22 protein-coding genes are annotated in these 24,460 nt (G+C 66.3%); 8 read left to right on the forward strand and 14 right to left on the reverse strand.

All coding sequences use genetic code 11. From position 1 onward, the window contains the following. Positions 1–45: 45 nt before the first annotated feature. From gshB to rsmI, 3 genes are all read right to left on the reverse strand, one after another. The gene (gene gshB, locus M2341_RS00515; RefSeq protein WP_181561138.1) at positions 46–1,005 is read right to left on the reverse strand and encodes a glutathione synthase; all 960 of its coding nucleotides are present in this window, start codon (positions 1,003–1,005) and stop codon (positions 46–48) included. A gap of 92 nt (positions 1,006–1,097) precedes the next feature. Further along, positions 1,098–1,472 (reverse strand): YraN family protein, encoded by a 375-nt coding sequence (locus M2341_RS00520; RefSeq protein ID WP_264583829.1) that lies wholly within the window; start codon positions 1,470–1,472, stop codon positions 1,098–1,100. Next, positions 1,469–2,305, reverse strand: coding sequence for a 16S rRNA (cytidine(1402)-2'-O)-methyltransferase (gene rsmI / locus M2341_RS00525; RefSeq protein ID WP_264583830.1), 837 nt, complete (start codon positions 2,303–2,305; stop codon positions 1,469–1,471). Before rsmI ends, M2341_RS00520 begins: the two co-directional genes overlap by 4 nt. 10 nt (positions 2,306–2,315) lie before the next feature. Between rsmI and M2341_RS00530 the strand changes: the two genes are divergently transcribed. Beyond that, a complete protein-coding gene (locus tag M2341_RS00530; RefSeq protein ID WP_413715175.1) occupies positions 2,316–3,530 on the forward strand; it encodes a penicillin-binding protein activator in 1,215 nt (404 codons plus the stop codon). Between the two features lie 81 nt (positions 3,531–3,611). Here the strand turns inward: M2341_RS00530 and fsa are convergent, their stop codons facing one another. Next, positions 3,612–4,265, reverse strand: a complete 654-nt coding sequence (gene fsa / locus M2341_RS00535; RefSeq protein ID WP_181561134.1) for a fructose-6-phosphate aldolase — start codon at positions 4,263–4,265, stop codon at positions 3,612–3,614. Between the two features lie 146 nt (positions 4,266–4,411). Here fsa and M2341_RS00540 point away from each other — a divergent pair, with 146 nt between their 5' ends. Continuing rightward, complete coding sequence (locus tag M2341_RS00540) at positions 4,412–6,580, forward strand: primosomal protein N' (protein ID WP_264583831.1); 2,169 nt, start codon at positions 4,412–4,414, stop codon at positions 6,578–6,580. A gap of 79 nt (positions 6,581–6,659) precedes the next feature. Here M2341_RS00540 and M2341_RS00545 read toward each other — a convergent pair whose 3' ends face one another. Further along, entirely contained in the window at positions 6,660–7,775 is a 1,116-nt protein-coding gene (locus tag M2341_RS00545) for an LPXTG cell wall anchor domain-containing protein (RefSeq protein WP_264583832.1), read from the reverse strand. Between the two features lie 156 nt (positions 7,776–7,931). Further along, positions 7,932–8,975: a bifunctional DNA-binding transcriptional regulator/O6-methylguanine-DNA methyltransferase Ada gene (gene ada, locus M2341_RS00550; protein WP_264583833.1), complete on the reverse strand. Its 1,044-nt coding sequence runs from the start codon at positions 8,973–8,975 to the stop codon at positions 7,932–7,934. 199 nt (positions 8,976–9,174) lie between these two features. Between ada and M2341_RS00555 the strand changes: the two genes are divergently transcribed. After that, positions 9,175–10,773 (forward strand): S1C family serine protease, encoded by a 1,599-nt coding sequence (locus tag M2341_RS00555; protein ID WP_264583834.1) that lies wholly within the window; start codon positions 9,175–9,177, stop codon positions 10,771–10,773. Positions 10,774–10,804: 31 nt separating this feature from the next. Here the strand turns inward: M2341_RS00555 and rnk are convergent, their stop codons facing one another. The 3 genes from rnk to M2341_RS00570 all read right to left on the reverse strand — a co-directional run bounded on the left by rnk (position 10,805) and on the right by M2341_RS00570 (position 12,481). Then, positions 10,805–11,203 carry a nucleoside diphosphate kinase regulator gene (rnk, locus tag M2341_RS00560; RefSeq protein ID WP_264583835.1) on the reverse strand — a complete coding sequence of 133 codons (399 nt, stop codon included), beginning with the start codon at positions 11,201–11,203 and terminating at the stop codon, positions 10,805–10,807. A 242-nt stretch (positions 11,204–11,445) separates the two neighbouring features. Continuing rightward, entirely contained in the window at positions 11,446–11,811 is a 366-nt protein-coding gene (locus M2341_RS00565; RefSeq protein WP_264583836.1) for a hypothetical protein, read from the reverse strand. 4 nt (positions 11,812–11,815) lie between these two features. Then, complete coding sequence (locus M2341_RS00570) at positions 11,816–12,481, reverse strand: EI24 domain-containing protein (protein WP_264583837.1); 666 nt, start codon at positions 12,479–12,481, stop codon at positions 11,816–11,818. A gap of 126 nt (positions 12,482–12,607) precedes the next feature. Between M2341_RS00570 and M2341_RS00575 the strand changes: the two genes are divergently transcribed. Then, a complete protein-coding gene (locus M2341_RS00575) occupies positions 12,608–13,618 on the forward strand; it encodes an adenosine kinase (protein ID WP_264583838.1) in 1,011 nt (336 codons plus the stop codon). Between the two features lie 29 nt (positions 13,619–13,647). Here M2341_RS00575 and M2341_RS00580 read toward each other — a convergent pair whose 3' ends face one another. From M2341_RS00580 to M2341_RS00600, 5 genes are read right to left on the reverse strand one after another with little or no spacing between them, the layout of a single operon-like run. After that, entirely contained in the window at positions 13,648–13,887 is a 240-nt protein-coding gene (locus tag M2341_RS00580; protein ID WP_264583839.1) for a ribbon-helix-helix domain-containing protein, read from the reverse strand. Positions 13,888–13,895: 8 nt separating this feature from the next. Then, on the reverse strand, positions 13,896–14,618 hold the full coding sequence (gene phbB / locus M2341_RS00585) for an acetoacetyl-CoA reductase (RefSeq protein WP_181561125.1): 723 nt from the start codon (positions 14,616–14,618) through the stop codon (positions 13,896–13,898). Positions 14,619–14,652: 34 nt separating this feature from the next. Then, positions 14,653–15,675: a ferrochelatase gene (gene hemH / locus M2341_RS00590; protein ID WP_264583840.1), complete on the reverse strand. Its 1,023-nt coding sequence runs from the start codon at positions 15,673–15,675 to the stop codon at positions 14,653–14,655. Beyond that, complete coding sequence (locus tag M2341_RS00595) at positions 15,672–17,951, reverse strand: xanthine dehydrogenase family protein molybdopterin-binding subunit (RefSeq protein ID WP_264583841.1); 2,280 nt, start codon at positions 17,949–17,951, stop codon at positions 15,672–15,674. The genes hemH and M2341_RS00595 overlap by 4 nt, the downstream gene beginning before the upstream one ends. A gap of 20 nt (positions 17,952–17,971) precedes the next feature. Beyond that, positions 17,972–18,985, reverse strand: a complete 1,014-nt coding sequence (locus tag M2341_RS00600) for an Mrp/NBP35 family ATP-binding protein (RefSeq protein ID WP_264583842.1) — start codon at positions 18,983–18,985, stop codon at positions 17,972–17,974. Positions 18,986–19,109: 124 nt separating this feature from the next. Here M2341_RS00600 and hflK point away from each other — a divergent pair, with 124 nt between their 5' ends. The 4 genes from hflK (at position 19,110) to M2341_RS00620 (ending at position 24,442) form a co-directional block, all read left to right on the forward strand. Beyond that, positions 19,110–20,231, forward strand: a complete 1,122-nt coding sequence (gene hflK, locus M2341_RS00605; protein ID WP_264583843.1) for an FtsH protease activity modulator HflK — start codon at positions 19,110–19,112, stop codon at positions 20,229–20,231. Continuing rightward, positions 20,228–21,073: a protease modulator HflC gene (hflC, locus tag M2341_RS00610; RefSeq protein WP_181561122.1), complete on the forward strand. Its 846-nt coding sequence runs from the start codon at positions 20,228–20,230 to the stop codon at positions 21,071–21,073. The genes hflK and hflC overlap by 4 nt, the downstream gene beginning before the upstream one ends. A gap of 151 nt (positions 21,074–21,224) precedes the next feature. Then, entirely contained in the window at positions 21,225–22,724 is a 1,500-nt protein-coding gene (locus tag M2341_RS00615; RefSeq protein ID WP_264583844.1) for a DegQ family serine endoprotease, read from the forward strand. Between the two features lie 116 nt (positions 22,725–22,840). Beyond that, positions 22,841–24,442: a DUF853 domain-containing protein gene (locus M2341_RS00620; protein ID WP_264583845.1), complete on the forward strand. Its 1,602-nt coding sequence runs from the start codon at positions 22,841–22,843 to the stop codon at positions 24,440–24,442. Positions 24,443–24,460: the final 18 nt, after the last annotated feature.

The raw sequence follows: 24,460 nt of genomic DNA on the forward strand, positions 1-24,460 counted from the left end.
GTCACCCATCATCAACATATCAATCATCTGGTTGTTGCAGCAGCCTCAGGCCGCCCGCTCCGCCAGCCGGCGCTCGACCGCATCCCAGATCATGCCGCCGGTATCCGTGCCGTTGAAGGCATCGATAGCGACAATACCGGTCGGTGAGGTCACATTGATTTCGGTCAGCCATTTACCGCCAATGACGTCGATGCCGACGAACAGCAGGCCGCGCTTCTTGAGTTCCGGCCCCAGGGCGGCGCAGATCTCCTGCTCCTCCGCCGTCAGCTCGGTCTTGGCGGCGGTGCCGCCGGCGGCCAGGTTCGAGCGGATCTCGCCCTTACCCGGAATGCGATTGATCGCGCCGGCCACTTCACCATCGACGAGGACGATCCGCTTGTCGCCTTGCGCCACGTCCTTGAGGAAAGCCTGCACCATGAAGCTTTCGACCCACATCTCGCCGAAAAGTTCCACCAGAGCGGCGAGATTGGCGCCATCTGCGCCGACGCGAAAGACGGCCGAGCCGGCATTGCCGTACAGCGGCTTCACGACGATCTCGCCATGTTCGGCAAGGAAGTCGCGCGTTTCCTCAAGGCTGCGCGTGATCATCGTCGGCGGCATGAAGCGCGCGAAATCCAGCACGAACAGCTTTTCCGGCGCGTTGCGCACGGCCGCCGGATCGTTGACGACCAGCGTCTCGCCTGTGATTCGCTCCAGCAGATGTGTGGCGGTGATATAATTGAGGTCGAACGGCGGATCCTGCCGCATCCAGACCACATCGATATCACGGCCAAGGTCCAGTCGGACCGTCTCACCGAAGCGATAATGATCGCCTTCGACTCGCTGCACCGTCACTTCGCGCGCCTGCGCATAGAGCCGTCCGCCGCGCCAGCTCAGATCATCCGTGCGATAATGGTAGAGCCGGTGCCCCCGCGCCTGAGCCGCGATCATGATGTGGAAGGTCGAATCGCCGGCAATGTTCAGCGACTCCATCGGGTCCATCTGCAGAGCGACCTTGAGCGACATCCGTTCTTACCTTCCACCGTTCGGGCTGCTTCAAGCCCTGCTCTTGTTCTGAACCGAGACGCTGACACGCGACGCAACCGGGACCGCAGGCGCTAGCCGCCGTGCCAGACATTTTCCAGATGGCGTGGCCGATGACCCGGCGCAAGCAGCATCACGTCGATGCGCATGTCATCATCCGGCCCTAGCCAGTTATGGGCGACCGCTTCCGCCGCTGCCGCGACGCGCGCCAGCCGCCGCTCATCGATCGCTTCATCGAGCAGCGCCTCGCTGGCCCGCGTCTTCACCTCCACGAAGGCGACGATGTTGCCGCGCCGGGCGATCAGGTCGACCTCGCCGGCGCGGGTGCGCACCCGCCGCGCCAGAATCGTCCAGCCCTTGAGCCGCAACCACCAGCCCGCGAGCCGCTCGCCCTGCCGGCCGCGCTTCTCGGCAGCGAGCCGCGCCGGCGTGGGCGGGCTGCCCTTCACTTTCCTTTGAGCTCCATGGCGCGCGCGTAGAGCGCCTTGCGGTCCGCGCCCAGCGCGCGTGCGACTTCGCCTGCCGCTTGCGAGACGGTCAGCCGCTCCAGCGCCTCGCGCAGCGCTGCATCGATCTCGTCGGCTTTCGGTGGGGCGCGCTCGCCCGGCGGACCGACGACCAGCACGATCTCGCCGCGCGGCTCCTTCTGCGCGCACGCCGCCGAGAGTTCGCTCAACGTGCCCGTCAGCGTTTCCTCATAGGCCTTGCTGATCTCGCGACACAGCGCGGCCGGACGATCGCCGAGCACGGCCGCCATGTCCGCCAGCGATGCCGCGCAGCGCGGCCCGCTCTCGTAGAAGACCAACGTCGCGCGCAGACCCGCCACCTCCGCCAGCGCATCGGTGCGCGCCTTGGTCTTGGGCGGCAGGAAGCCCATGAACAGAAAGCGGTCGCTAGGCAGGCCGGAGAGCGTGATCGCCGCAATCGCCGCGCAGGGCCCAGGCACCGTATTCACGGATCGGCCCGCCGCACGGGCGTCTCGCACCAGCTTGTATCCCGGATCGGAGATGAGCGGCGTTCCTGCGTCCGACAGCAGCGCTACAGCTTCGCTCGCCATCCGCTCGACCAGACGGGCGCGAACCCGCTCATCGCTGTGGTCATGGTAGGGAATCATGGGCCGGTTGGACCCGGCATGGCGCAGCAATTTGGCGCTCACACGGCTGTCCTCCACGGCCACCACGTCCGCACCTTGCAGCACAGCGGCAGCGCGGGGCGACAGGTCGGACAAGTTGCCGATCGGTCCCGCAACGATATATAGGCCAGGCTCAAGTGAAGCGGACATGAGGTGTGCCATGGCAGAGAGGAGCCTTGCGGGGCAAGTGAGGTTCGACATCGCGGCTGGAGGCACCCCGACGCCCCGTCGCGTTCTGCAGGGCATTGTGCTGATCGGCGCCATGCTGCTGGCGGCCTGTACCCGCGTGGTGCCGCCCGCCGCGCCGCCTCCCCCGCCACCCAAAACGCAGCAGCCGGACGTGACGCAGGGCCTGCCGACCGATACGGAGCGGCACCGCATCGCCCTGCTCGTGCCGATGAGCGGCACGAATGCCGGCGTCGGGCGCTCGCTGGCCAATGCCACCACCATGGCGCTGCTGGATACCAAGACCGAGCGGCTGCGCGTCACCACCTACGACACCGGGCGCAACGCGGCCGAGGCGGCGCGCAAGGCCGTGGCGGAGGGCAACAAGCTCATCCTCGGCCCGCTGACGGCGGACGAGGTGCGCGCCGTCGCGCCGATCGCACGCGCAGCCAACATCCCGGTGCTGAGCTATTCCAATGACGAGAGCGTCGCCGGCAACGGCGTCTATCTGCTCGGCTACAGCCCGGAGCAATCGGTCTCGCGCGTCGTGCGCTTTGCGAGGGCGCGGGGCCTCAGCGATTTCGCAGCGCTCGTGCCGCGCGGCGTGTATGGCGAGCGGGCCGGCAAGGCGTTCCTCAGCGAGGTGAAAGCCGCCGGCGGCACGGTCGTGGCGATGGAGACGTTCGATCGCTCGGCCAATTCGGTGCAGTCAGCGGTCCAACGCCTGTCGGCCAGTTCCAGCTATGATGCGCTGCTGATCGCCGATGTCGGTCGCATCGCGTTGCAGGCCGCGCCGCTGGTGCGCACCGCCGGCGCCAAGGACGCGCGTATTCTCGGCACCGAGCTATGGGCGACTGAATCCGGTCTTTCCGCCAGCACGGCGCTGCGCGGCGCCTGGTATGCTGGCGTATCCGATGGTCTCTATCGTACGCTCGCCACCAAATATCGCTCATCCTACGGCACGGCGCCTTACCGCCTGGCGTCGCTAGGCTATGATTCGGTTCTACTCACCGTGCGGATCGCGCAGGACTGGAAGCCGGGCACGGCCTTCCCGGCGGCGCGGCTTCGTGACGCCGAGGGCTTCGCCGGCATCGATGGCGCCTTTCGCTTCGGCCGGGATGGGATCGCCGAGCGCGCACTGGAAGTACAACAGGTCGGCGCCAGTGGATCGACCGTGGTTGATGCCGCGCCGAAGGGTTTTGGGCGGTAGATCGCGCCGTCCTTTGAGCCAAAGAAAAGGGCCGCTGCCTCCCGGGAGACAGCGGCCCTTCTTATTGGACTGCAGCAGGACTCAGAGGATCGACTGACCCGTCTTCTCCCAGTCCGAAGCGAAAGCGGCGAGGCCCTTGTCGGTCAGCACATGGTTGACCAGCGACTTGATGACCGCCGGCGGCGCCGTGATCACGTCTGCGCCGATCTTCGCGCACTCGAGCACATGGATGGGATGACGCAGCGAAGCCGCGAGAATTTCCGTCTCGAAGGCATAGTTGTCATAGATCAGCCGGATGTCCTCGATCAGCCGCATGCCGTCGAAGCCATTGTCATCGTGCCGTCCGACGAAGGGCGAGATGAACGTCGCGCCGGCCTTGGCGGCCAGCAGGGCCTGATTGGCCGAGAAGCACAGGGTCACATTGACCTGGCAGCCATCCTGCGTGAGCGCCTTGCAGGTCTTGAGGCCATCGATGGTGAGGGGCACCTTGATGCAGACATTCTCCGCGATCTTCCGGAGCACCGCGGCTTCCTTCATCATCGTCTCATGATCGAGCGCCACGACCTCCGCCGAGACGGGGCCATCGACCAGCCCGCAAATCTCTTCCACCACTTCAAGGAACTTGCGGCCCGATTTGTGGATGAGGCTGGGATTGGTCGTCACGCCGTCCAGCAGGCCGGTGGCGGCAAGCTCGCGAATGTCGGCAGTGTCGGCGGTATCGACGAAGAATTTCATGGCCAGAGGTTCCCGGTTGTGGAGAGATTGGCGCCGCCTATAGCGCCGCACGCCGGCGGATGTAAGGCCTTGCCCGCCGCGCGCAGCCGTGAAGCCAGCGCGACGATGCCATTTCCTCCGAGCCACACAGTCTCTAAGGCCGGGGCATGACCCGCGCCCGGATCATTCTGCTCAACGCCGCGCTCGGCCCGCTCGACTACCGGGTGCCGCATGGCATGAGCGTGGAGCCCGGGCAGATCGTCGTCGCCCCGCTGGGTCCGCGCCCGATGATCGGCGTGGTGTGGGAAGCGGACCGCTTTCCGGACGTCGCGCCGGTCGGCGACAATCGTCTGCGCCCCATTACCGGCGTGCTGGATGCGCCGCCTTTGCCCGCTTCGCTGCGCCGCCTCATCGAGTGGACGGCGGATTATTATCTCGCCCCGCCCGCTGCCGTGCTGCGCATGGCGCTCGCCTCCATGTCCGCGCTGGATGGCGAGAAGACGGTGGTGGAATATCGTCCTACTGGCATCGCGCCGGATCGGCTGACGCCCCAGCGCACGCAGGCTCTGGAACGCATCGGTGAGCGGCAGGGACTGGTGCGTGAACTCGCCGCCATTGGCGAAGTCAGCGACGCGGTGATTCGCGGGCTGGTGAAGCAGGGCGCGCTGGAGGCCGTGGAGGTCTCCACCGACCAACCCTATCCCGATCCGGACCCCGACTTCGTGACCGTCACGCTCAGCGCCGACCAGCAGGCCGCGGCCGACAGGCTGACAGAGCATGTTCGCGCCCATGCCTTCCAGACTGTGCTGATTGATGGCGTCACCGGATCGGGCAAGACGGAGGTGTATTTCGAGGCGCTGGCCGAAACCCTGCGGCAGGGCAAGCAGGCGCTGGTGCTGCTCCCAGAGATCGCGCTGACCGAGCCGTTCCTCGACCGGTTCACCGCCCGCTTTGGCTGTGAGCCGGTGCCCTGGCATTCCGGCCTCAAACAGTCCGACCGGCGTCGCGCCTGGCGGGCCATCTCGCGGGGAGAGGCGCAGGTGGTGGTGGGCGCGCGCTCGGCGCTGTTCCTGCCTTACCCCAAGCTCGGCCTCATCATTGTGGACGAGGCCCATGAGACCAGCTTCAAACAGGAAGAAGGCGTGCGCTACCATGCGCGGGACGTCGCAGTGATGCGCGGCATGTTCGAGAGCTGCCCGATCATCCTCGCCTCGGCCACGCCGGCCATCGAGACGCGCCACCAGGTCGCGCTGGGGCGCTATGAAGAGATTGCCCTGCCGAGCCGGTTCGGTGGCGCAGAACTGCCGGAGATCATCGGGCTCGACCTGACGCGCGACCCGCCCGACCGGGGGCGATGGCTCGCCCCGCCGCTGGTCAAGGCCATGGCGGAGACGCTGGAGCGCGGCGAGCAATCCTTGCTGTTCCTCAACCGGCGCGGTTATGCCCCGCTCACGCTCTGCCGCCATTGCGGCCATCGCTTCCAGTGCCCGCACTGCACAGCCTGGATGGTCGAGCATCGCCTGACCCGGCGCCTCGCCTGCCATCATTGCGGCCACAGCATCCCAACGCCCGACGCCTGCCCGGAATGCAACGAGAGCGATGCACTGGTCGCCTGCGGGCCTGGCGTCGAGCGCATCGCGGACGAGGTGAAGCTTCTCTTCCCGCAGGCGCGCACCGCCATCGTCACCTCCGACACCTTATGGTCTCCGGCTCGGGCGGCTGCTTTTGTGCGGGACGTGGCGGGCGGCGCGGTCGACATCATCATCGGCACGCAACTGGTTACCAAGGGCTATCACTTCCCCGAACTGACGCTGGTCGGCGTGGTCGATGCCGATCTCGGGCTGGATGGCGGCGACCTGCGTGCCGCCGAGCGCACCTATCAGCAGATCATGCAGGTCTCCGGACGCGCAGGGCGTGGCGAGAAGCCGGGACGGGTCTTCATCCAGACGCGTGCTGCGGAGGCGCCGGTGATCCGCGCCTTGCTCGATGGCGATGGCGCGCGCTTCTACGCGATGGAGACGGAAAGCCGGCGGATCGCCAACGCGCCACCCTTCGGACGCTTCGCGGCGATCATCGTGAGCGATACCGACGGTGCACTGGCGCGCGAGACGGCCCAGCGAATCGGGAAAATCGCACCACATCAGGAGGGCCTCGATGTCTACGGGCCCGCCGAAGCACCTCTCGCCGTGCTGCGCGGTCGGCACCGCTTCCGCTTGCTTGTCCACGCGCGGCGCGGCGTGGACCTGCAGGCGATTATCCGCAAATGGCTGGGGCAGATCGATTGGAAATCCACGACGCGGGTTAGTGTGGACATCGATCCCTACAGCTTCGTCTGATTGCGAACCGCGCTGTAATGAAACAGCCGCTCCTCGTGACGAAGAGCGGCTGCATCTTAATTATACTGACCGATGGAGATCAGGTCGTGCGCGGCTTTTGGGTCGGGCGGACGGTCGCCCCGCCGAAGCTATACACCGTCTGGCGCGCAGGCGCTTGCGGCTGGGTTGCGGGCGCTGCCGCTTGTGCGGTCTGGCGGTCCATCGTCGCCGGCGCAGCCTCACGCAGAGCGCCCTGGCGCATCAGGAAGTTGGCGCGACGCAGACGGTTCTTGCGGGTAAGAAACGGGTTTTCCCGCGACGGCGCCGCCGCCACCTGTTGTTCCAGATCACCCTCGCGGACCACAGTGGAGCGCTGCATGGTTGGAGCAGAAGAATCAACGGGGGCACGCGCCGCTACGGCAGGTGCATAGGCTGGATTCACGGCCATATCCTGCTTCGGCGTGACGACGGGCTCACGGATCACCTCCCGCTCCATCGCATCTGCTTCGATCTCACGATCATAGGTTTTGCGGCGACGGAAGGCCATGAAGCCGGCCCCGAGAAGCACGAGCGCACCAGCACCGCCGATGATGATCGCAGTGTTATCGCTGGAAGCAGCCTCACCGGTGGTTTCAAGCGGCGCGGGTTGCGGTGTCTCATTGACCATCGGCGCCGCAGTCGCAGGGGCTGCCTCGACCGCTTGGGGTTGGGCTTCGGCCGGCGCAACAGTATCGCTGGCGACCGGCTGCGGAGCAGGTTCACGCGCCGCAGTCGGACGCGTCGATTCCGCGCGGGCACTCGATGTGCGCTCGGCAGGCGCAGAGGTCGTTTCCCAGGATGACGGCGCAGCCTGACGCGCCTGGGAAGGGGTATCAGCAGTACCCGCGGTTGTGGCTTCCGGGGCAACGATGGGGGCGGTCGTTAAGGCGCTCGATGAAGGCGCTGCCGGGCTCTGCGTGACGATCGGAGTCACGGTCGTCAGCGGCGGCGCGGTTGTCGGGAGCGGGACCGCCGTAGGCGCACGCTGCGCATCCGGAATCACGATCTCACTACCAGCGGGATCGACCGCGGGTGAAGCGGTTCCGGCCTCCTGCGCCAGAGCCGAGGTGGAGCCAAGCGCCAAGACGGCGGCAATCGCGGTCAGCGCTGTACGAGGGGTTTCATGGTTACGTGTCATAGTGAGGAAAAAACCGCCGAACATGCCTGCTGGTTTCACGTCCCCCGGCTGAATCCGGCCAGTTGTTAGGCAATGGCGACAAGTTGAACGGAAAATTTACTTGGCGGCGGGCGCGTAAGGTAATGAGTTTTCATTGTTTTTTCGCCACTGATCTATTGGGGGCCGACTCTATCCTCATGTGCCCCCAGTAAAGTCCTACTTCTGCCGTTTTTCCTTCTCCAGGAGGACCGTCTTGCGATCCGTCCCATAGGCATAACCGCCCAATCCGCCATCGCTGCGCAGAACTCGGTGGCAGGGAATGAGCACCGCCAGCTTGTTATCACCACAGGCCGACCCCGCCGCGCGGACGGCAGCCGGCTTGCCGACCGCTGCTGCGATCTGCGTGTAAGTGCGCGTTTCACCAATGGGGATCGCCCGTAAGGCCGCCCATACCGCTTGTTGAAATGCCGTACCGGCGACATCGACCGGCAGATCGACCGCGCGTGTGGGATCGTCGACCAGCGCCACGACCTGCGCTACCAATGCCGCAAAATCGGCACCCCCCGCAACGATCGTCGCGCGCGGAAAATGCCGCCGCAGGTCGCTTTCGTGCTCGTCGAAGCTGATCCGGCACAGGCCCTTGTCGGTCGCCGCGACCAGCATGTCGCCCAGAGAGGTCGCCGTGACCGTGAAGCGAATCGTCACGTCCGCGCCGCCATTGCGCCAGGCGGACGGTGTCATGCCAAGTCGCGCTCGCGCGTCGGCATAAGCGCGGCTGGGTGCTTCATAGCCGGCATCGTAGATCGCATCTGTGATCCTTTCAGTCTGGTGGAGCGCGCGCGTCAGCCGGTCCGCCCGCAAACCGCGCCAGTAGGCCGCGGGCGAGACTCCGACGGCCCGCTTGAACAGGCGCTGGAAATGGTGGGGCGCATAGCCGACGGCGCCTGCCAATTTGGCCAGCGGCGGCATGACATCACCCGCTTCCAGCAATGCCAGCGCTCGTGTGACGGCAGCGCGATCCGGCGCGACATCGTCCGGCCGGCAGCGCAGGCAGGGCCGATAACCCTCCGCGCGCGCCGCGCCGCCATCGGGCAGGATCGTGACATGCTCCGGCCGGGGGCGGCGCGCAGGGCAGCTCGGGCGACAATAGATGCCGGTCGTCTTGACCGCGACGACGAAACGCCCGTCCATGCGGCGGTCGCGCGCCGCGAAGGCCGCCCATGCCGTCTCTTCATCAATGGCCGGCGCGGTGGCGGGCATAACAATTTTCCTGTCTCTTCCGCAATCGAGCGGGGGCTATCCGATGTAAGCGGGCCGGTCATGCTCACGCAAGGCGCGGGGTCAGCGGCGGGTCCTTGTCGCACCGGCAATGCGGGCAAGCTTCCCGTAAATTGCTTTCAAAGCGCCTGGACCGTGAAAACCTCTGTCGAGAGCTCGAAGGGCGCGTTAAAGGTTCCCAATGATCAAGCCTCGCACCGGACTGTTCGGTTCCTTCAAAGCGGTCCTCGCCCTTGCGCTGCTGCTGCCTCTTGCCCTGACGCCGGCACGGGCAGATGTGCAGGACATCGCCGCCGCCTCGCGCAGCGTCGTGCGGGTGGCGCTGGTGGCGACGGACGGCCAGAATGCCTATTTCGTGGGCCATGGCAGCGGCGTCATGATCGCGCCGGGCCGCGTGCTCACCAATGCCCATGTCGTCGAACTCGCCCGCAGTGAATCCAACATCGTCATCGGCATCATCCCCTCCGAGGGCACGAACAGCTATGGCGGCCGCATCCTGGCCTATTCGCCGGGCAATGATCTGGCCTTGCTGGCGGTCGACGATGCACCATCGATCCCCATCGCGACCTTCCTGGCCGGCCCGGTGGAAGACGGCACGCGCGTAACGGCCATTGGCTATCCCGGCTCGGTCGATCGCGCGCAGGGCATGAGCATTGAGGATATCATCCGCCCCATGAGCGCCGTGCGCACCTCTGGCAATGTCTCGGCAGGGCGCGCCTCCCGCCAGTTCGACACCGTGCTGCACACCGCCCCACTGGCGGCGGGAAACAGTGGCGGGCCGCTAGTGGACGATTGCGGCCGCGTCATCGGCATCAACAGCTTTGGCTCGCTCTCGGACGGTAGCGATGCTGAATATGGTTTTGCGGTATCGACGCGCGAGATTGCGAGCTTTCTGCGGCAGGCCAATGTTCAGGTACGCCGATCCAGCGAAACCTGCCGATCCATGGCGGAAATCGATGCCGCCCAGCAGGCCGCCGACGAGCGCGCTCGGGCTGAGGCGGCGCGACGGCAGAACGAAGCCGCCCTGAAGGACCGCGAACGCGCCATCGCCGCGCGCGAGCAGGCCCAGCAGCAGGTCATCGCCCGGCGGGAGAACATGATCGCCATCGCCGCGCTGCTTCTTGCCGCTGCTGCTCTGACCGGTGGTGCCGCGGTACTGGGCCAGTCGCGCGGCAACATCCGCCACGCCCGGCGCTTTGGCGGGGCGGCAGGCGTGCTGCTGCTGGCTGCAGTGCTGACCTTTGCGCTGCGCCCGAGTTTCGACAGCGCCGACGCATCGGCCGAGCCGCTGCCCGATGCCGGCAATGCGGTCGGTAATGACATGGACGGTGCGGCGTCGACCGAAAGCGGTCGCTGGCTGTGCCGGCTTGAACCGGGGCTGAGCCGGGTCACCGTCTCGGAAACGGCGGACCTGAGCTTTACTTGGACGCAGCAGGGATGCCTCGACGGGCGCACCCAGTTCCAGAATGGCGCGACCGGTTGGTCCCGCGCCCTCGTGCCGGCTGACGAGGCCGCTGTTTCGGTGCGGCGCTTCGACCCCGCTATCGGCCGCTACCGCACCGATAACTATCTCGTGAGCGCACAGAGCGCCGCCGAGATGCGCGCGCTGCGGGACAAGATCGGCTGGTCCGGCTGCTCGAGCGACCCAGAGCGGCTCGCCAAGCTGATGCAGATTCAGGGCGAGATCGAGGCGCGTCTGCCATCCAGCCCGAACGAGCGCCTCGTCTATCACTGCGAGCGGCAGGTGCCGAAGACGGCGGGGCAAAGCACAGCGCCCTGAGGCCTGACGCCCTGCCCGCCACCATGGCCCCTCAGTGGCTGACGGACTGGATGCGCAGCCGCCGCCGCTTGCCGCTGCGATCCGGCCAGTTGATCGACTGACCCTCGCGCAGGCCGATCAGCGCCGCGCCGATCAGCGTGAGGATGGAGACGCGCCCGGCATTGATGTCTGCCTCGCCGGGATAGACGAGTTGGACAGACCGTTCGGCGCCGCTTTCTTCATCGATGAACGCCACCGTGGATTGCATCCTCACAACATCGGGGCCGATCTGGCTGGCGGTCTTCACTGTCGCGCGCCCGATTTCGTCGAGCAACAAGGCGCTGACCTCGGGAAACCGGTCTTCGGCGCCGAGCGCCAGTTCGGTCAGGCGATCGGCTTCGGTGTCGATCATATGGATGGCCGGCCTGCGGCCCGCCTGTGTGTTGGTCATGGAAGGATCTTTCAAGATGGAGGGCCAGCGCCACCTGTTGGGGGACGCTGGGCAAGATGCGCGAATTCACCCCGACAGTCGGGGCGAGACGCGCCGACTCCCGGGGCTATCGTCCCGTGAGGATCTGACCTCGATAAGATCGGTTGCCCGACGGGCAACGAGGCTGGCCAACATGCTCAGTCATGGCCGCAAGCTGTCATTGCCTGATCGGGAAGTCAATCGACGCGCCCCGGCGCGCCATCCTAGCGCCTGCGTAGCAGGCCCGCGCAGGCAGCGGCGTCCATGTCATCGCCCGCGCTGTTGCGTGCATCGACATGCGTCACAACGGGCTCCCGATTCGCGGCCGGGGGATAGAGATAGGCATCCAGCACGCACTGGCCATTGGCGAACTGCAGCTTGCGCACCGCAGGATCCCGAATGTCCAGCCGAGGCTCCCCGAAGAGGCGTTGCAGGCCTCGCGCATCCGCCCCGACGATGCCGCCCGGCTGGGGCCGCTTGGCAGGGGCATAGCCGACCGCGGGCGCTTGGCCGCCGGTCCGCGGGACCAGCGACGCGCCGCAGCCGGAGAGCAGCAGGGCAAGCAGGGGAAAGCCAAAGCGCAAGAGCATCTGTTCAGGTCTTCCGCCGCGCGTGGAACATGTGCGCGGCCATAGCCACGCTCCAGATCGGCGCCAACAGGTTCACGACGGGTGGCAGGAATAGAAGCGCCGAAACGAGGCCCAGCTGCCAGCGCTGGCCAGCGGTGAACGCCGCCAGGCCCGGATGCCGCCCCTCGATGAGTTCGGCAAGGTCGCGGCCGAGCAGATAGGCATTGAGCACAAGGAACAGGATCGGCGCGCCAACGCCTGTGACCAGCAGCGCTACATAGAGCGGCAGCACCGCCAGATTCCAGCCGACCGCGCGGCCGGCCGAGCGCAGGGCGATCCGCATTCCGGTGGCGAAAGGCACGGCCGCCGCCTGCGCATGGCGTGTGGGATAGTCCGTCTGCTCGACCACCGCCACGATGCGGTCCACATAGAGTCCAACGATGGCAATCGCCACGGCGCGAAACAGCAGCCAGCCGATGACCAGCGCGATTGCGACGGCGAGCGCTGCGCCGGCGAAACCGTCAGCATCCAGCCAGCCGGTCCGGGTCAGCAGCAGGCGCAATCCAAACCAGACGCCCGCGCCGATAAGCGCAAAGATCGCCACGGTGATGGCGAGACTCTGCCAGAGCACCGCGCGAATGCCGGGCAACAGGATTTGCGGGAGGGCGCGCAGCAAGGCGGGAAACACCATGGGACAGGTTTTGCCCGAGCACGCGCGGCGGTCAAGCGGCCGGCGTTCCTGCCCTGCCCCACGCTGCTTGCCGGGGCGAGATCAGGCGGATAAGGACGGGCTTTCTCCCGCCCTGCCTCATCCTTCATGAAGGAATGCCTCTTGTCCGAAGCTGTTCTTGATGTCGTCGCCATCGGCAATGCCATTGTCGATGTGATTTCCCAGGAAAACGATGCCTTCATCGCCAGCCGCGCGCTCACCAAGGGCGGGATGCAGCTTATCGATGCCGACCAGGCCGAGGCGCTCTACGCCGATATGGCGAGCGGCCTTGAGATTTCCGGTGGGTCGGCGGCCAACACCCTGGCCGGCATGGCCGCACTGGGCGGCAAATGCGGCTTCATCGGCCAGGTCGCCGACGACCAGCTCGGCCGCATCTTCGCGCACGACATTCGCGCGCTGGGCATTCGCTATGAAACCGAGGTGGCGAGCGACGGTCCGCCCACCGCGCGCTGCCTCATCATGGTGACGCCCGACGCTCAGCGCACGATGAACACCTTCCTTGGCGCATCCCAGTTCCTGCCCGCGGCCGCGCTCGATCTCGACATGATTCGCTCGGCCCGCATCCTCTATCTTGAGGGCTATCTGTGGGACCCCGAGCAGCCCCGCGCCGCCATGCGCGATGCCATCGCCGCCGCGCGCGAGGCGGGCCGCGAGGTGGCCTTCACGCTGTCCGACGCCTTCGTCATCGAGCGGCATCGCGAGGACTTCATCAGCCTGATCGACGGCGGGATGATCGACATCCTCTTCTCCAACGAAACCGAGATCTGCTCGCTGGCGCAAACGCAGGACTGCGAAGAGGCCATTGCGCGCTTTGCGGACAAGCTGCCGACGCTGATCGTCACCCGCAGCGAGAAGGGCGCCATCGCCATCCAGAACGGCACGCGCTATGAAGTGGCGGCAGCGCCCGTCGAGCGGGTGATCGACACGACCGGAGCGGGCGATCTCTTCGCCGCTGGCTTCCTGACCGGCCATGTGGGTGGGCAGGACCCGACGACCTGCCTCACGCTCGGCGCCATCGCCGCTGCAGAGGTCATCTCACATTATGGCGCGCGGCCCGAGGCCGATCTCAAGGACCTGGCCGGCGCGCTGCTCGCCTGAGGCTTGGCAGGCGCCGGAACACCCGGCGCTTATCCTGCGCGCACCAGCAACCAGCACCGGATCGCGCTGGCGAGATTGGGCGGCTCGCTCTGTTGAATCCGCTCGGCATCGATGCGGGCGACGAGCGCGCTCAGCGGCAGGTCCACTGCGCGAGCGCTGTTTTCCAGCGCCCGCCAGAAGACGGGCTCCAGGCTGATCGAGGTGGTATGGCCGGCAATGGTCATGCTGCGCTTGACCGGGCCGGCATAAAGCGGTGGCGTCTCTTCCACCGCCCGACTCAATACATGTGCTGGCCGCCGTTGATCGACAGGGTCGATCCGGTCACGAACCCGGCATCCTCGCTGCACAGGAAGGCCACACCGCGCGCGATCTCTTCCGCATGGCCCAGGCGCCCGACGGGAATGCGCGCCACGATCTTCTCCAGCACCGCCGCCGGCACAGCGGCGACCATGTCGGTATCGATATAGCCCGGCGCGATGGCGTTGACGGTGACGCCATATTTGGCGCCTTCCTGAGCCAGCGCCTTGGTGAAGCCGTGGATGCCCGACTTGGCGGCTGCATAGTTCACCTGGCCATATTGGCCGGCTTGCCCATTGATCGATCCGATGTTGACGATGCGGCCCCAGCCCCGCTCGCGCATGCCGGGGAAGGTGGCCTTGGCCATGTTGAAGCAGCCGCCGAGGTTGATGCGCATCACCTCGTTCCAGTCCTCGAAGCTCATCTTCATGAGCACGCCGTCCCGCGTGATGCCGGCATTGTTGACGACGACGTCGATCGGGCCGAGATCGGACGCGACCTGGGCGCAGCCATCGAGGCAGGCCTGATGATCGCCCACGTCCCACGCGTAGGAGCGAATGCCGGTCTTGTCCGTGAAGGCCTTGGCGCGCTCGCTATTGCCCGCATAGTTGGCAGCGACCTCAAACCCCTTTTCGCGCAGTGCCAGACTGATTGCTTCGCCGATGCCGCGGGTTCCGCCGGTCACGATCGCTACTCTGCTCATTCAATGCCTCTCCTGCGCGTCATCAAGGGTTCGGTCAAATGCTGGACGGCTCTACCCAGCCGGCAAGTTCTCGCCCGAGAAGCTGCCGATACATGGCAATAGCGTCCGCCTGAGCGTTAAGACAGGGCAAAAAGGCGAAATGCTCGCCACCCGCGGCGACGAAGCTCTCCTTGCCGCGCAGGGCGATTTCCTCGAGCGTCTCCAGGCAGTCCGCCGAGAAGCCCGGCGTCATCACCGCCACTGAGCGCACGCCCTGGCCGGGCAGTCCCTCAAGCACGGTGTCCGTCGCCGGCTCCAGCCATTTGGCGGGGCCGAAGCGGGACTGGAAGGTGACGATGATCTCACGCCCGAGCGCCTCGCCGAGCAGACGCGCCGTCTCCACGCACTGCGCATAATAAGGATCGCCCAGTTCGCGGGTGCGCTTGGGCATGCCGTGGAAGCTCACCAGCAGGCGATCCGGGGCGAATGGCAGGGCCGCCAACTGGCTTTGCGTGCGGGCGCGCAATGCCTCGATATAGGCGGGATCGTCGAAATAGGGCGGCAGGGTGCGGATGGCGGGCTGCCACCGCATCGCTTCCAGCGCCTGACCGACCGCATCCATCACGCTCGCGGTCGTGGCGCCACAATATTGGGGATAGAGCGGGGCGATGAGAATGCGCTCATGGCCGCTCTCTTTCAGCGCGGTCAGCCGGTCGGCAATGGATGGCGCGCCATAGCGCATCGCCCAGTCGACCGTGATCGCATCCCCCCAGATGACCCGCAAGCCCCGCGCCGTATCCCGCGTGTGCATCGCCAGCGGAGAGCCGTCGTCCGTCCACACCTGCTGATAGGCATGCGCCGACTTGCGCGGGCGCACATTGAGCACGACACCGCGCAAGATCGGCTGCCAGACTGCCTGCGGAATCTCGACGACGCGGGGATCGGACAGGAACTCGCGCAGATAGCGCTTCACCGCTGCCGGCGTCGGCGCATCAGGGGTACCGAGATTGACGACCAGCACGGCCACCCGGCCCCCTTGAGCGCCGATGGCGCTGCCCGTCACCTGCGATTCGTTCATCCATCCTCTCCCATGACCGGCAAGCGACGGTAACGTCGCCCCGTGACCGTCGCCAACGCACTGGCGAGCGCTGGCGCAACCGCCGGCACGCCGATTTCCCCAAGGCCGGACTGGGCCGCGCTGCTGTCGATGAATTCCACGCTCACCTCCCCCACATCCGCCATGCGCGGCAGGGCATAATCGCCAAGCTGCAGACCGGCTGGCAACGATCCGGCATAGGCCGGCGCGCCACCGAGCGCCATGGCGAGGCCGAAGATCAGCCCCCCTTCGATCTGCTGACGGGCGATCCCCGGATTGATCAGCTTCCCGCAATCGGCGACCGCGCAGATTTTCTTCACCGCGACCCGTCCCTGCGACAAGCCGGCCTCCACCAGCACCGCGATGTGGCCGCCAGCCATGCTGTGGCAGGCGATGCCCTGGCCGCTGCCCGGCACGCCGCCCTGCCAATCGCCAAGCGCGGTGACGGCGGTGAGGCATTGCGCCAGACGGGGATTGTTGCCGAGCAACTGCATCCGGAAGGAGAGCGGCTCGACCTGCGAGACCACCGCCAGTTCGTCGATGAAGCTCTCGGAAAAGAAGCAGCCATAGCTGTCCGCATTGCCCCGCCAGCGACCCGTCGCCAGCGCGAGGTCGGCAGGGAAATGATCCACAGCGAAATTGGGGATCGTATAGGGCAGGTCCATGCCGGAGACGGCCAGAGCATCGGCCTTGCCTGCCGTGTCGGCCCGCGCCTCCTCCCGAGTGCGGCCATGCGCGATCCGTCGCCACTGCTGGGCCAGCGTGGCGGGTGCCGCAACCTTGGCGGACCAGCCCTCGATCAGACCGGTCGGCCCCAGCTTGGCAACCATCCGCGCGCGGGCCGGCGGCCGCGGATAATCGCGGATGATATCCTCCGCACGGGACCACATGAGCTGCACCGGGGCATTGGCGGCACGGGCGATGAGCGCTGCCTGGACCCCGGCATCGACCTCCATCTTGAGCCCGAACGAGCCGCCCGCGAACAAGGGATAAATGGTGACGTCGCGGGCTGACACGCCCAGTGCCTTGGCCACGGCATCGCGAGCCAGCGTCGGGGCCTGCGTCGGCATCCACAGCTCCACGCCCTCCGGCCGTACGCGCGCCGTCGCCGCCATGGGTTCGAGCGCGAGATGCAGCGCCGGCGCCACATCGTATACGGCGCTGACGACCTGCGCACCGGCAAAGACCGGCTCCAGATCGCCACGGTGGAAATAGCGCCCGCCCTGGCCGCTCTCGAACGCGGCTTCCAGCGCGGTATCGATGACTGCATCGTCCAGCTCCGGCCCATCGAGCCGGAACACGGGATCGAGCCGGCTCAACGCCTGATTCGCCGCCCACCAGGTGCGGCCGGTCACCGCGACCCAGCCTGCCTCCCGCACGATGTCGATCATGCCAGGCACCGCGCGCGCCGCCGCCTCGTTGATTGATTCGAGCGCGATGGCATTGACTGGCCCCTGCCGAATCGAGGCGTAGATCATGTCCGGCAACCGAATGTCGGCCGCGTAGTTGGCCGATCCGTCGATCTTCGCCGGCACATCCAACCGGGGCGCTTCGGTGCCGATCAAGGCATCCTCGCGCCCTTCTGGCCGGAAGGGCAGCGGATCGGGCGGCGTGAAAGCGGCGGCCTCCTCGGCCAGCGCGCCGATCCGCGCCTTGTTCGTCCCATCGCTGACAATCCCCGCCACAATGTCGCAGCTTTCCCAGCCGACGCCCCAGCGATCGGCCGCCGCCATGCAGAGCAGCACCCGCGCGGTTGCACCGGCCTCGCGCAAGGCGTCGCGGAAATTGGCAACCGAGGTCGCCCCACCCGTCAGGACTAGATTATACCGACGCGCATATTCCTCGATCGCCCGATCGCTGAGATCCCCGAATTGCTCGGTGACCGGCCCGGAGAACCATTGCCGCAGAAGTGTGGGATTGGCGTAAAGCGGTCCGGGCGGGGCGGGCTGGACCGCGACGGTGCGCCAGTCGGCGCCGAGCTCGTCCGCAACGAGTTGCGCGAACAGCGTGAAGACGCCCTGCCCCAGCTCCGCTTGCGGCACCATGACGATGACCTGCCCATTCCGGTCGATCTTCAGGAACGCGCCGAACGCGGTCTCGCTCTCCGTTGCATCCGCGGTTTGCGCGTAGTCGCGCGGCCAGAGCCCCCAGGCCAGGGCCAGTCCGCCGCCTGCCGCAGCCCCGATCAGGAGCGTTCGGCGGTTGATGGATGAAGGAAGTCCCTTGCCGGACTTCTCTGCGCCGCCGCTGCTGCCCATCCTGTTGCGCGGCGTCCGCATCAACCGGCCGTGGCGCCCGACCCGTTTCGATCAAGCCAGCGGGCAACCCGCTCGGCAATGGCGCAGAACGGCTGGCCAGCCACGCCCTCATCCGCAGCGGGCGGCTTGCCCGCATCCGATGCGGTGCGAACTGCGATATCCAGCGGCACGCGCCCGAGGAACGGTAGACCCATTTGCGCGGCGCTCGCTTCTGCTCCGCCGGACCCGAACGGATCGGATACCTCGCCGCAATGCGGGCAGACATAGCCTGCCATATTCTCCACCATGCCGATGACCGGCACCTTCGCCTGATCGAAGAAGCTGACCGCGCGCGTTGCATCGATCAGCGCCAGATCCTGCGGCGTGGAGATGATCACCGCCCCGGCCGGCTTGTAGCGCTGGATCATGGTGAGCTGCACGTCGCCTGTGCCCGGCGGCAAATCGACCACCAGAAGGTCGATGCCCTGCCAGTCCGCATCCAGCAATTGCCCGAGTGCATTGCCGGCCATCGGACCACGCCAGGCAATCGCCTGCCCCTTTTTGGCGAGGTGGCCCATGGACAGCATCGGGATGCCATAAGCGTTCTGAACCGGGAACAGCCGGTTGCCTTCCGCCTCGGGTTTGGCATCCTCGCTATCCAGCAAACGGGGCAGAGAGGGGCCATAAATGTCCGCGTCCACCATGCCGACACGCTTGCCGAGCGCCTTGAGGGCAACGGCGAGGTTGACCGAAAGCGTCGACTTGCCGACCCCGCCCTTGCCCGACCCCACCGCGATGATCGTAGGGCGCGCGGCGCGTTCCGCCGTCATCGCGACCCGGACATCCTCCAGACCGAATTCGCTGGTCCCCGCGGCAACGAGTTGCGCAGCAAGGGAATCACGCTGCTCTGCGTCCATTCCGCTCACATCCAGCACCAGGCTAAGGACATTGTCGCGCAGGCGAAGTCCCCCGGCGCGGCCCGCAGCCAAGCCTTCGATCCGGGCGGTCAGAGCGGGAGGAAGGGCGGACGCATCATCGATCGGAGAGTCAGTCATGCGGGCGCTCTAGAACATGCCGACTGTTTTGTGAATCGAAGAGCGCCCGAATACGCCCTCACTAAGGGGCAATTATCGCAGCACGGCCCTGTATTTCCGCAAAGACCGTCCCTATAACCACGGCATGAGTAAGGAATTGATGGAAAATCCCGGCCAGACTTTGCCAATGAGCGAAGGTGGTCCTTGGGGCACGCAGGGCGAGGAGCCGTCTTCCGGCAAAGGCAAGGAAGGTCCGCGCAACCCGTGGACCCCACCGCCCCGGGATGACCGGGGTAGCGCGGATTCGCGCGGTCCGAGCGCAATCGATGAACTGATGCGCCGCGCGCGGGACAGCTTCGGCGGCCAAGGCGGTACGCCGCGCAGCCCCGGCGGGCGCGCCATCTGGTTCTATGCCGCCATCGCCATCGTCGTGCTTTGGATCGCAACCACCAGCATTCACCGGATCGGCCCGCAAGAGCGCGGCATCGTCTCCATCCTGGGCAGCTACAGCCGCACCCTTGGCCCCGGCATCAACTGGTCGCTGCCGGCGCCGCTCGAAAATGTGACCATCCTCGACGTCGAAGAGATCCGCACCGTCGATCTCGGCTCGGCGGGCGATGAGTCAGAGAAGCTGGTGCTCACCGGGGACCAGAACATCATCAATCTGGGCTATTCTGTCCGCTGGAATATCCGCGACCCGCAGCAATATCTCTTCCAGATCGCCAATCCTGAGGAAACGATCACCGCCGTTTCCGAATCCGCCATGCGCGCAGTGGTGGCGACGGTCTCGCTGACCGACGCACTCGGCGCCGGACGTAATGCGATCGAGGCACAGGTGCAGGAGCGGATGCAGCAGATTCTCGACAGCTACGGCGCGGGCGTGCGCATTCAGGGCGTCGCCATCAAGCAGGCCGATCCGCCAGCCGCCGTGAACGATGCATTCAAGGAAGTCAGCGCTGCGCAGCAGGCTGCCGAAACCTATCTCAATCAGGCCCGCGCTTATGCGCAGCAGCTCTCTGCCCGCTCGCAGGGTGAGGCCGCCGCGTTCGACAAGGTGTATGAGGAGTATCGCCTCGCACCCGACGTGACGCGTCGCCGCATGTATTATGAAACCATGGAAAGTGTGCTCTCCGGCGTGAACAAGACCATTGTCGAAACCCCCGGTGTGACGCCCTATCTGCCGCTCCCAGCCCTTCGCCCCCGCGCGAATGTGAGCGTGGAGACGCCTGCACAGCCGCAAGCCCAGCAGCAGGGAGGCGCACAATGAACCTCTCCTTGCGCAACCCCATCCTGCTGGCCGTTCTGGCGACAGTCGGCCTGATCCTGCTGGCCAGCACCTTCTCCATCGTGCCGGAAACCAAGCAGGCCGTCGTGCTGCGCTTCGGCGAACCGGTCCGCATCTACAATGCCTACAAACCCAATGAGGTGTTCGGGAACACCGGTGCCGGCCTCAAGGTCCGGCTGCCCTTCGTCGACCAGGTCGTGTGGATCGACAAGCGCGTGCAGTCGGTCGCCATGGAGCGCCAGCAGGTGCTCTCCACCGATCAGCTGCGCCTTCAGGTGGATGCTTTTGCGCGCTATCGCATCGTCGACCCCCGGCGCATGTTCATCTCGGCCGGTAGCGAAACCCGGGTCGAGGACGCGCTGCGCCCCATCCTGGGTTCGGCCCTGCGCAACGAGCTGGGCCGCCGCCGCTTCGACCTGTTGCTCAGCCCCGAGCGCAGCGAGGTAATGAACAACATCACCAACAGCCTGAACCGGGTCGCGCGGCAATATGGCGCGGAGATCATCGACGTGCGGATCATGCGCGCTGACCTGCCCGACGGCACGCCGCTGCAGAGCGCGTTCCAGCGGATGCGCACCGCGCGCGAGCAGGAGGCTCTGACCATCCGCGCAGAAGGCGCCCGGCGCGCCCAGCTGATCCGCGCCGATGCCGATGCCGCCGCAGCAAAGGTCTACGCCGCCAGCTTCGGCAAGGACGCGCAGTTCTACGATTTCTATCGCGCCATGCAGTCCTACCGGACGACCTTTGCCGAAACTGCGCCCGGCGAAACCAGCGCCGTCCTATCCACGGACAACGACTATCTCCGCCAGTTCCGGGGGCGCTAAGGCTGATTGAGGGCGCGGCGTCTTTACGTCGCGCCCTGACCATTCAATGCCCGTTCATCCGGGCGATTCCATGGCCGGTGGGTCACTCCCCGGCTCCGGGCCTTCCGTTCCGGAACACCCGGCGAAAGATGAAGAGAAGAGGAACATCTTCGTGCGCTACGCTTATGCTATTACCGCAGCCCTCCTCCTCGGCGGCACCGCCATTGCCCTGACATCCAATTCATCCACCGTCGTCGCGCAGACCGCGCAGAACGAGAATATGGCCGCAGCCGCGCCGCGCGGCGCGCCAATGAGCTTCGCCGACATGGCGCAGCGCCTGCAGCCGGCCGTGGTGAATATTTCCACCCGCCAGCGCGTGCAGGTGCAGAACCCGTTCGCAGGCACGCCGTTCGGCGCCCTGTTCGGCTCGGGCGACCAGCCGCAGACGCGCCAGGCGCAGTCGCTCGGCTCGGGCTTCATCATCTCGGCAGATGGTTATGTGGTCACGAACAACCATGTGATCGCGCCCGGTGCGCGGGGCGCGCGGGTCGACTCGATCACGGTCACCCTGCCCGACCGCACGGAATATGAGGCCAAGCTGATCGGCACCGATCCGCGCTCTGACCTTGCCGTGCTCAAGATCTCCACCACCAAGCCGCTGCCGTTCGTGAAGTTCGGCGATTCGACCCGTGCCCGCGTGGGTGACTGGGTGATCGCCATCGGCAATCCCTTCGGCATCGGCAGCACGGTCACCGCCGGGATCATCTCCGCGCTCCACCGCAATACCGGCGGCGGCGAGCGCTTCATCCAGACCGACGCTTCGATCAACCAGGGCAATAGCGGCGGCCCGATGTTCGACATGAACGGCAATGTGATCGGCATCAACAGCCAGATCCTCTCGCCCACCGGCGGCAATATCGGCATCGGCTTTGCGATCCCGGCCGAGCAGGCTGTCCCGATCATCGAGACGCTGCGCAAGGGCCAGACCATCACGCGCGGCTATCTCGGCATCCAGATCGGCCAGCTTTCCGAAGACATGGCCGATTCGCTTGGCCTGCCCCGCAACCGCGGCGAGTTTGTGCATGGCGTCGAGCCGGGTCGCGCCGCCGACAAGGCTGGCATCAAGGCCGGCGACGTCATCGTGAAGGTTAACAATCGCGAGGTGAATCCGGACGAGACGCTGTCCTACATCGTCGCCAATCTGCCAGTCGGCTCCAGCGTGCCGATCGAGCTGATCCGCAATGGCAAGCGCATGACCATTCGCGCGACGATCGAGGAGCGTCCTGCAGAAGAGGAACTGGCCAACTTCAGCCAGCCGGCCGAGGACGACTTCTCGGACCAGGATGCCCAGGCCACCAAGGAAGCCTCGCAGCAGTTGCTCGGCATCGCCGTCCAGTCGCTGACGCCCGCCATCGCCCGCCAGCTCGGCGTGCCGGCGGATACGCGCGGCGTGGTGGTGACGGCTGTCGACCCCGCGACCGATGCCGGACAGAAGGGGCTGCGCCGTGGCTTCGTCATCACCACGGCCAATGGCCAGCCAGTCACCAGCGAGGCGGAACTGGGCAAGGCCGCGCAGGCTGCCAAGGATGCCGGCCGCAACGCCGTGCTCCTGCAGGTGGTCCGCCGCGGATCGCCGCCGGCCTTCGTGCCGATCCGCCTGCGCGGCATGTAAGCGCGGGGCATCCCGACGTAGTGAAAGGGCGCGATGACCTCGCGCCCTTTTCTGTTTGTGCCGCTTTTCTTGCTCCCTTTGCCAAGCTACTTCTGGCCTGTGGTTGGAGAACGGGCATGAGCGACGACACGAGCATCTTCATTGGCCAAAGTCTCGACGGCGAACCGCAGCGTCTGGTCCTGCGTCGCGCCAACCGGCACGGCCTGATTGCCGGCGCAACTGGAACCGGCAAGACGGTCACGCTGCAGGGATTGGCCGAGAGCTTTTCGGCGCAGGGCGTTCCGGTCTTTCTTGCCGATGTGAAGGGCGACTTGTCCGGCATCGCCATGGCCGGCTCGCCGACCGCCAAGAACGCCGACAAGCTGATCGCCCGCGCGCAGGAAATCGGCATGACTGACTATGCCTTCTCGAACAATCCGGCGATCTTCTGGGATCTTTATGGCGAACAGGGCCATCCGGTCCGCGCCACCATTTCCGAAATGGGGCCGTTGCTGCTCGCCCGGCTGATGGGGCTGAACGAAACGCAGGAAGGCGTGCTGACCATCGCCTTCCGCTATGCGGACGACGAAGGGCTGCTCCTGCTCGACCTGGGCGATCTGCAGGCGATGCTGGCTTATTGCGCTGACAATGCCGACATGCTCACCAGCCGCTATGGAAATGTGACCAAGGCCAGCGTGGGCGCCATCCAGCGCCAGCTTTTGCAGCTCGAATCGCAGGGTGGCGACAAATTCTTCGGCGAGCCCGCGCTGGAGATCAGCGACCTGATCCGCACCGATGAGAAGGGCCGCGGGTTCATCAACATCCTCGCCGCCGACAAGCTGATGCGCAGCCCGAAGCTGTATGCGACCTTCCTGCTCTGGCTGCTGTCCGAGCTCTTCGAGACGCTGCCGGAAGTCGGCGACCCTGCAAAACCCGTGCTCGTCTTCTTCTTCGATGAAGCGCATCTGCTGTTCGACGATGCGCCCAAGGCGCTGGTCGACAAGATCGAGCAGGTCGTGCGCCTGATCCGCTCCAAGGGCGTGGGCGTGTATTTCGTCACGCAGAATCCCATCGACGTGCCGGAGGATGTGGCGGGGCAACTCGGCAACCGAGTGCAACATGCCCTGCGCGCCTTCACCCCGCGCGAGCAGAAGGCGATCAAGGCCGCCGCCGAGACGTTCCGCGCCAATCCCGCTCTGAACGTCGAAACCGCGATCATCGAACTGCGCGTGGGCGAGGCACTCGTCTCCCTGCTGCAGGAAGATGGCGCGCCATCGATGGTCCAGCGCACGCTGATCGCGCCACCGCGTTCGCGGCTGGGCGTGCTGGAGCCCAAGGAGCGCGCGATCATCCAGTCCATTTCGCCCTGCGACGGCAAATATGACGAGGCGATCAACCGCGAATCAGCCGAGGAGATCCTGCTGGCCCGCACGCAGGCCGCAGCTGCCGCCGCAGACGCAGCCAAGGCACAGGCCGAGGCGGACAAGGCAGCCGCGCAGCAGGCCAGGTTGGAAGCCAAACAGCGCGAGGCAGAAGCGCGCGCTCAGGCGCGGGAAGCTGCCAAGCCGAGCAATCTCGACCGCGCCATCCAGTCCGCGACGCGCTCGGCCGCTTCTTCGGTGGGCCGGCAGGTCGCCAATGAGATCGGCAAGGCGATTCTCGGTGGATCGAGTCGCAAGAGCAGCGGCGGGCTGGTCGGGCGTCTCGTGCGCGGCGTGTTGGGCGGACTGCTCAAATAACGGTTCGCTCGGGCGCCC

Origin of the sequence: Sphingobium sp. B7D2B (assembly GCF_025961895.1) — a bacterium.
Taxonomy (GTDB): Bacteria; Pseudomonadota; Alphaproteobacteria; order Sphingomonadales; family Sphingomonadaceae; genus Sphingobium.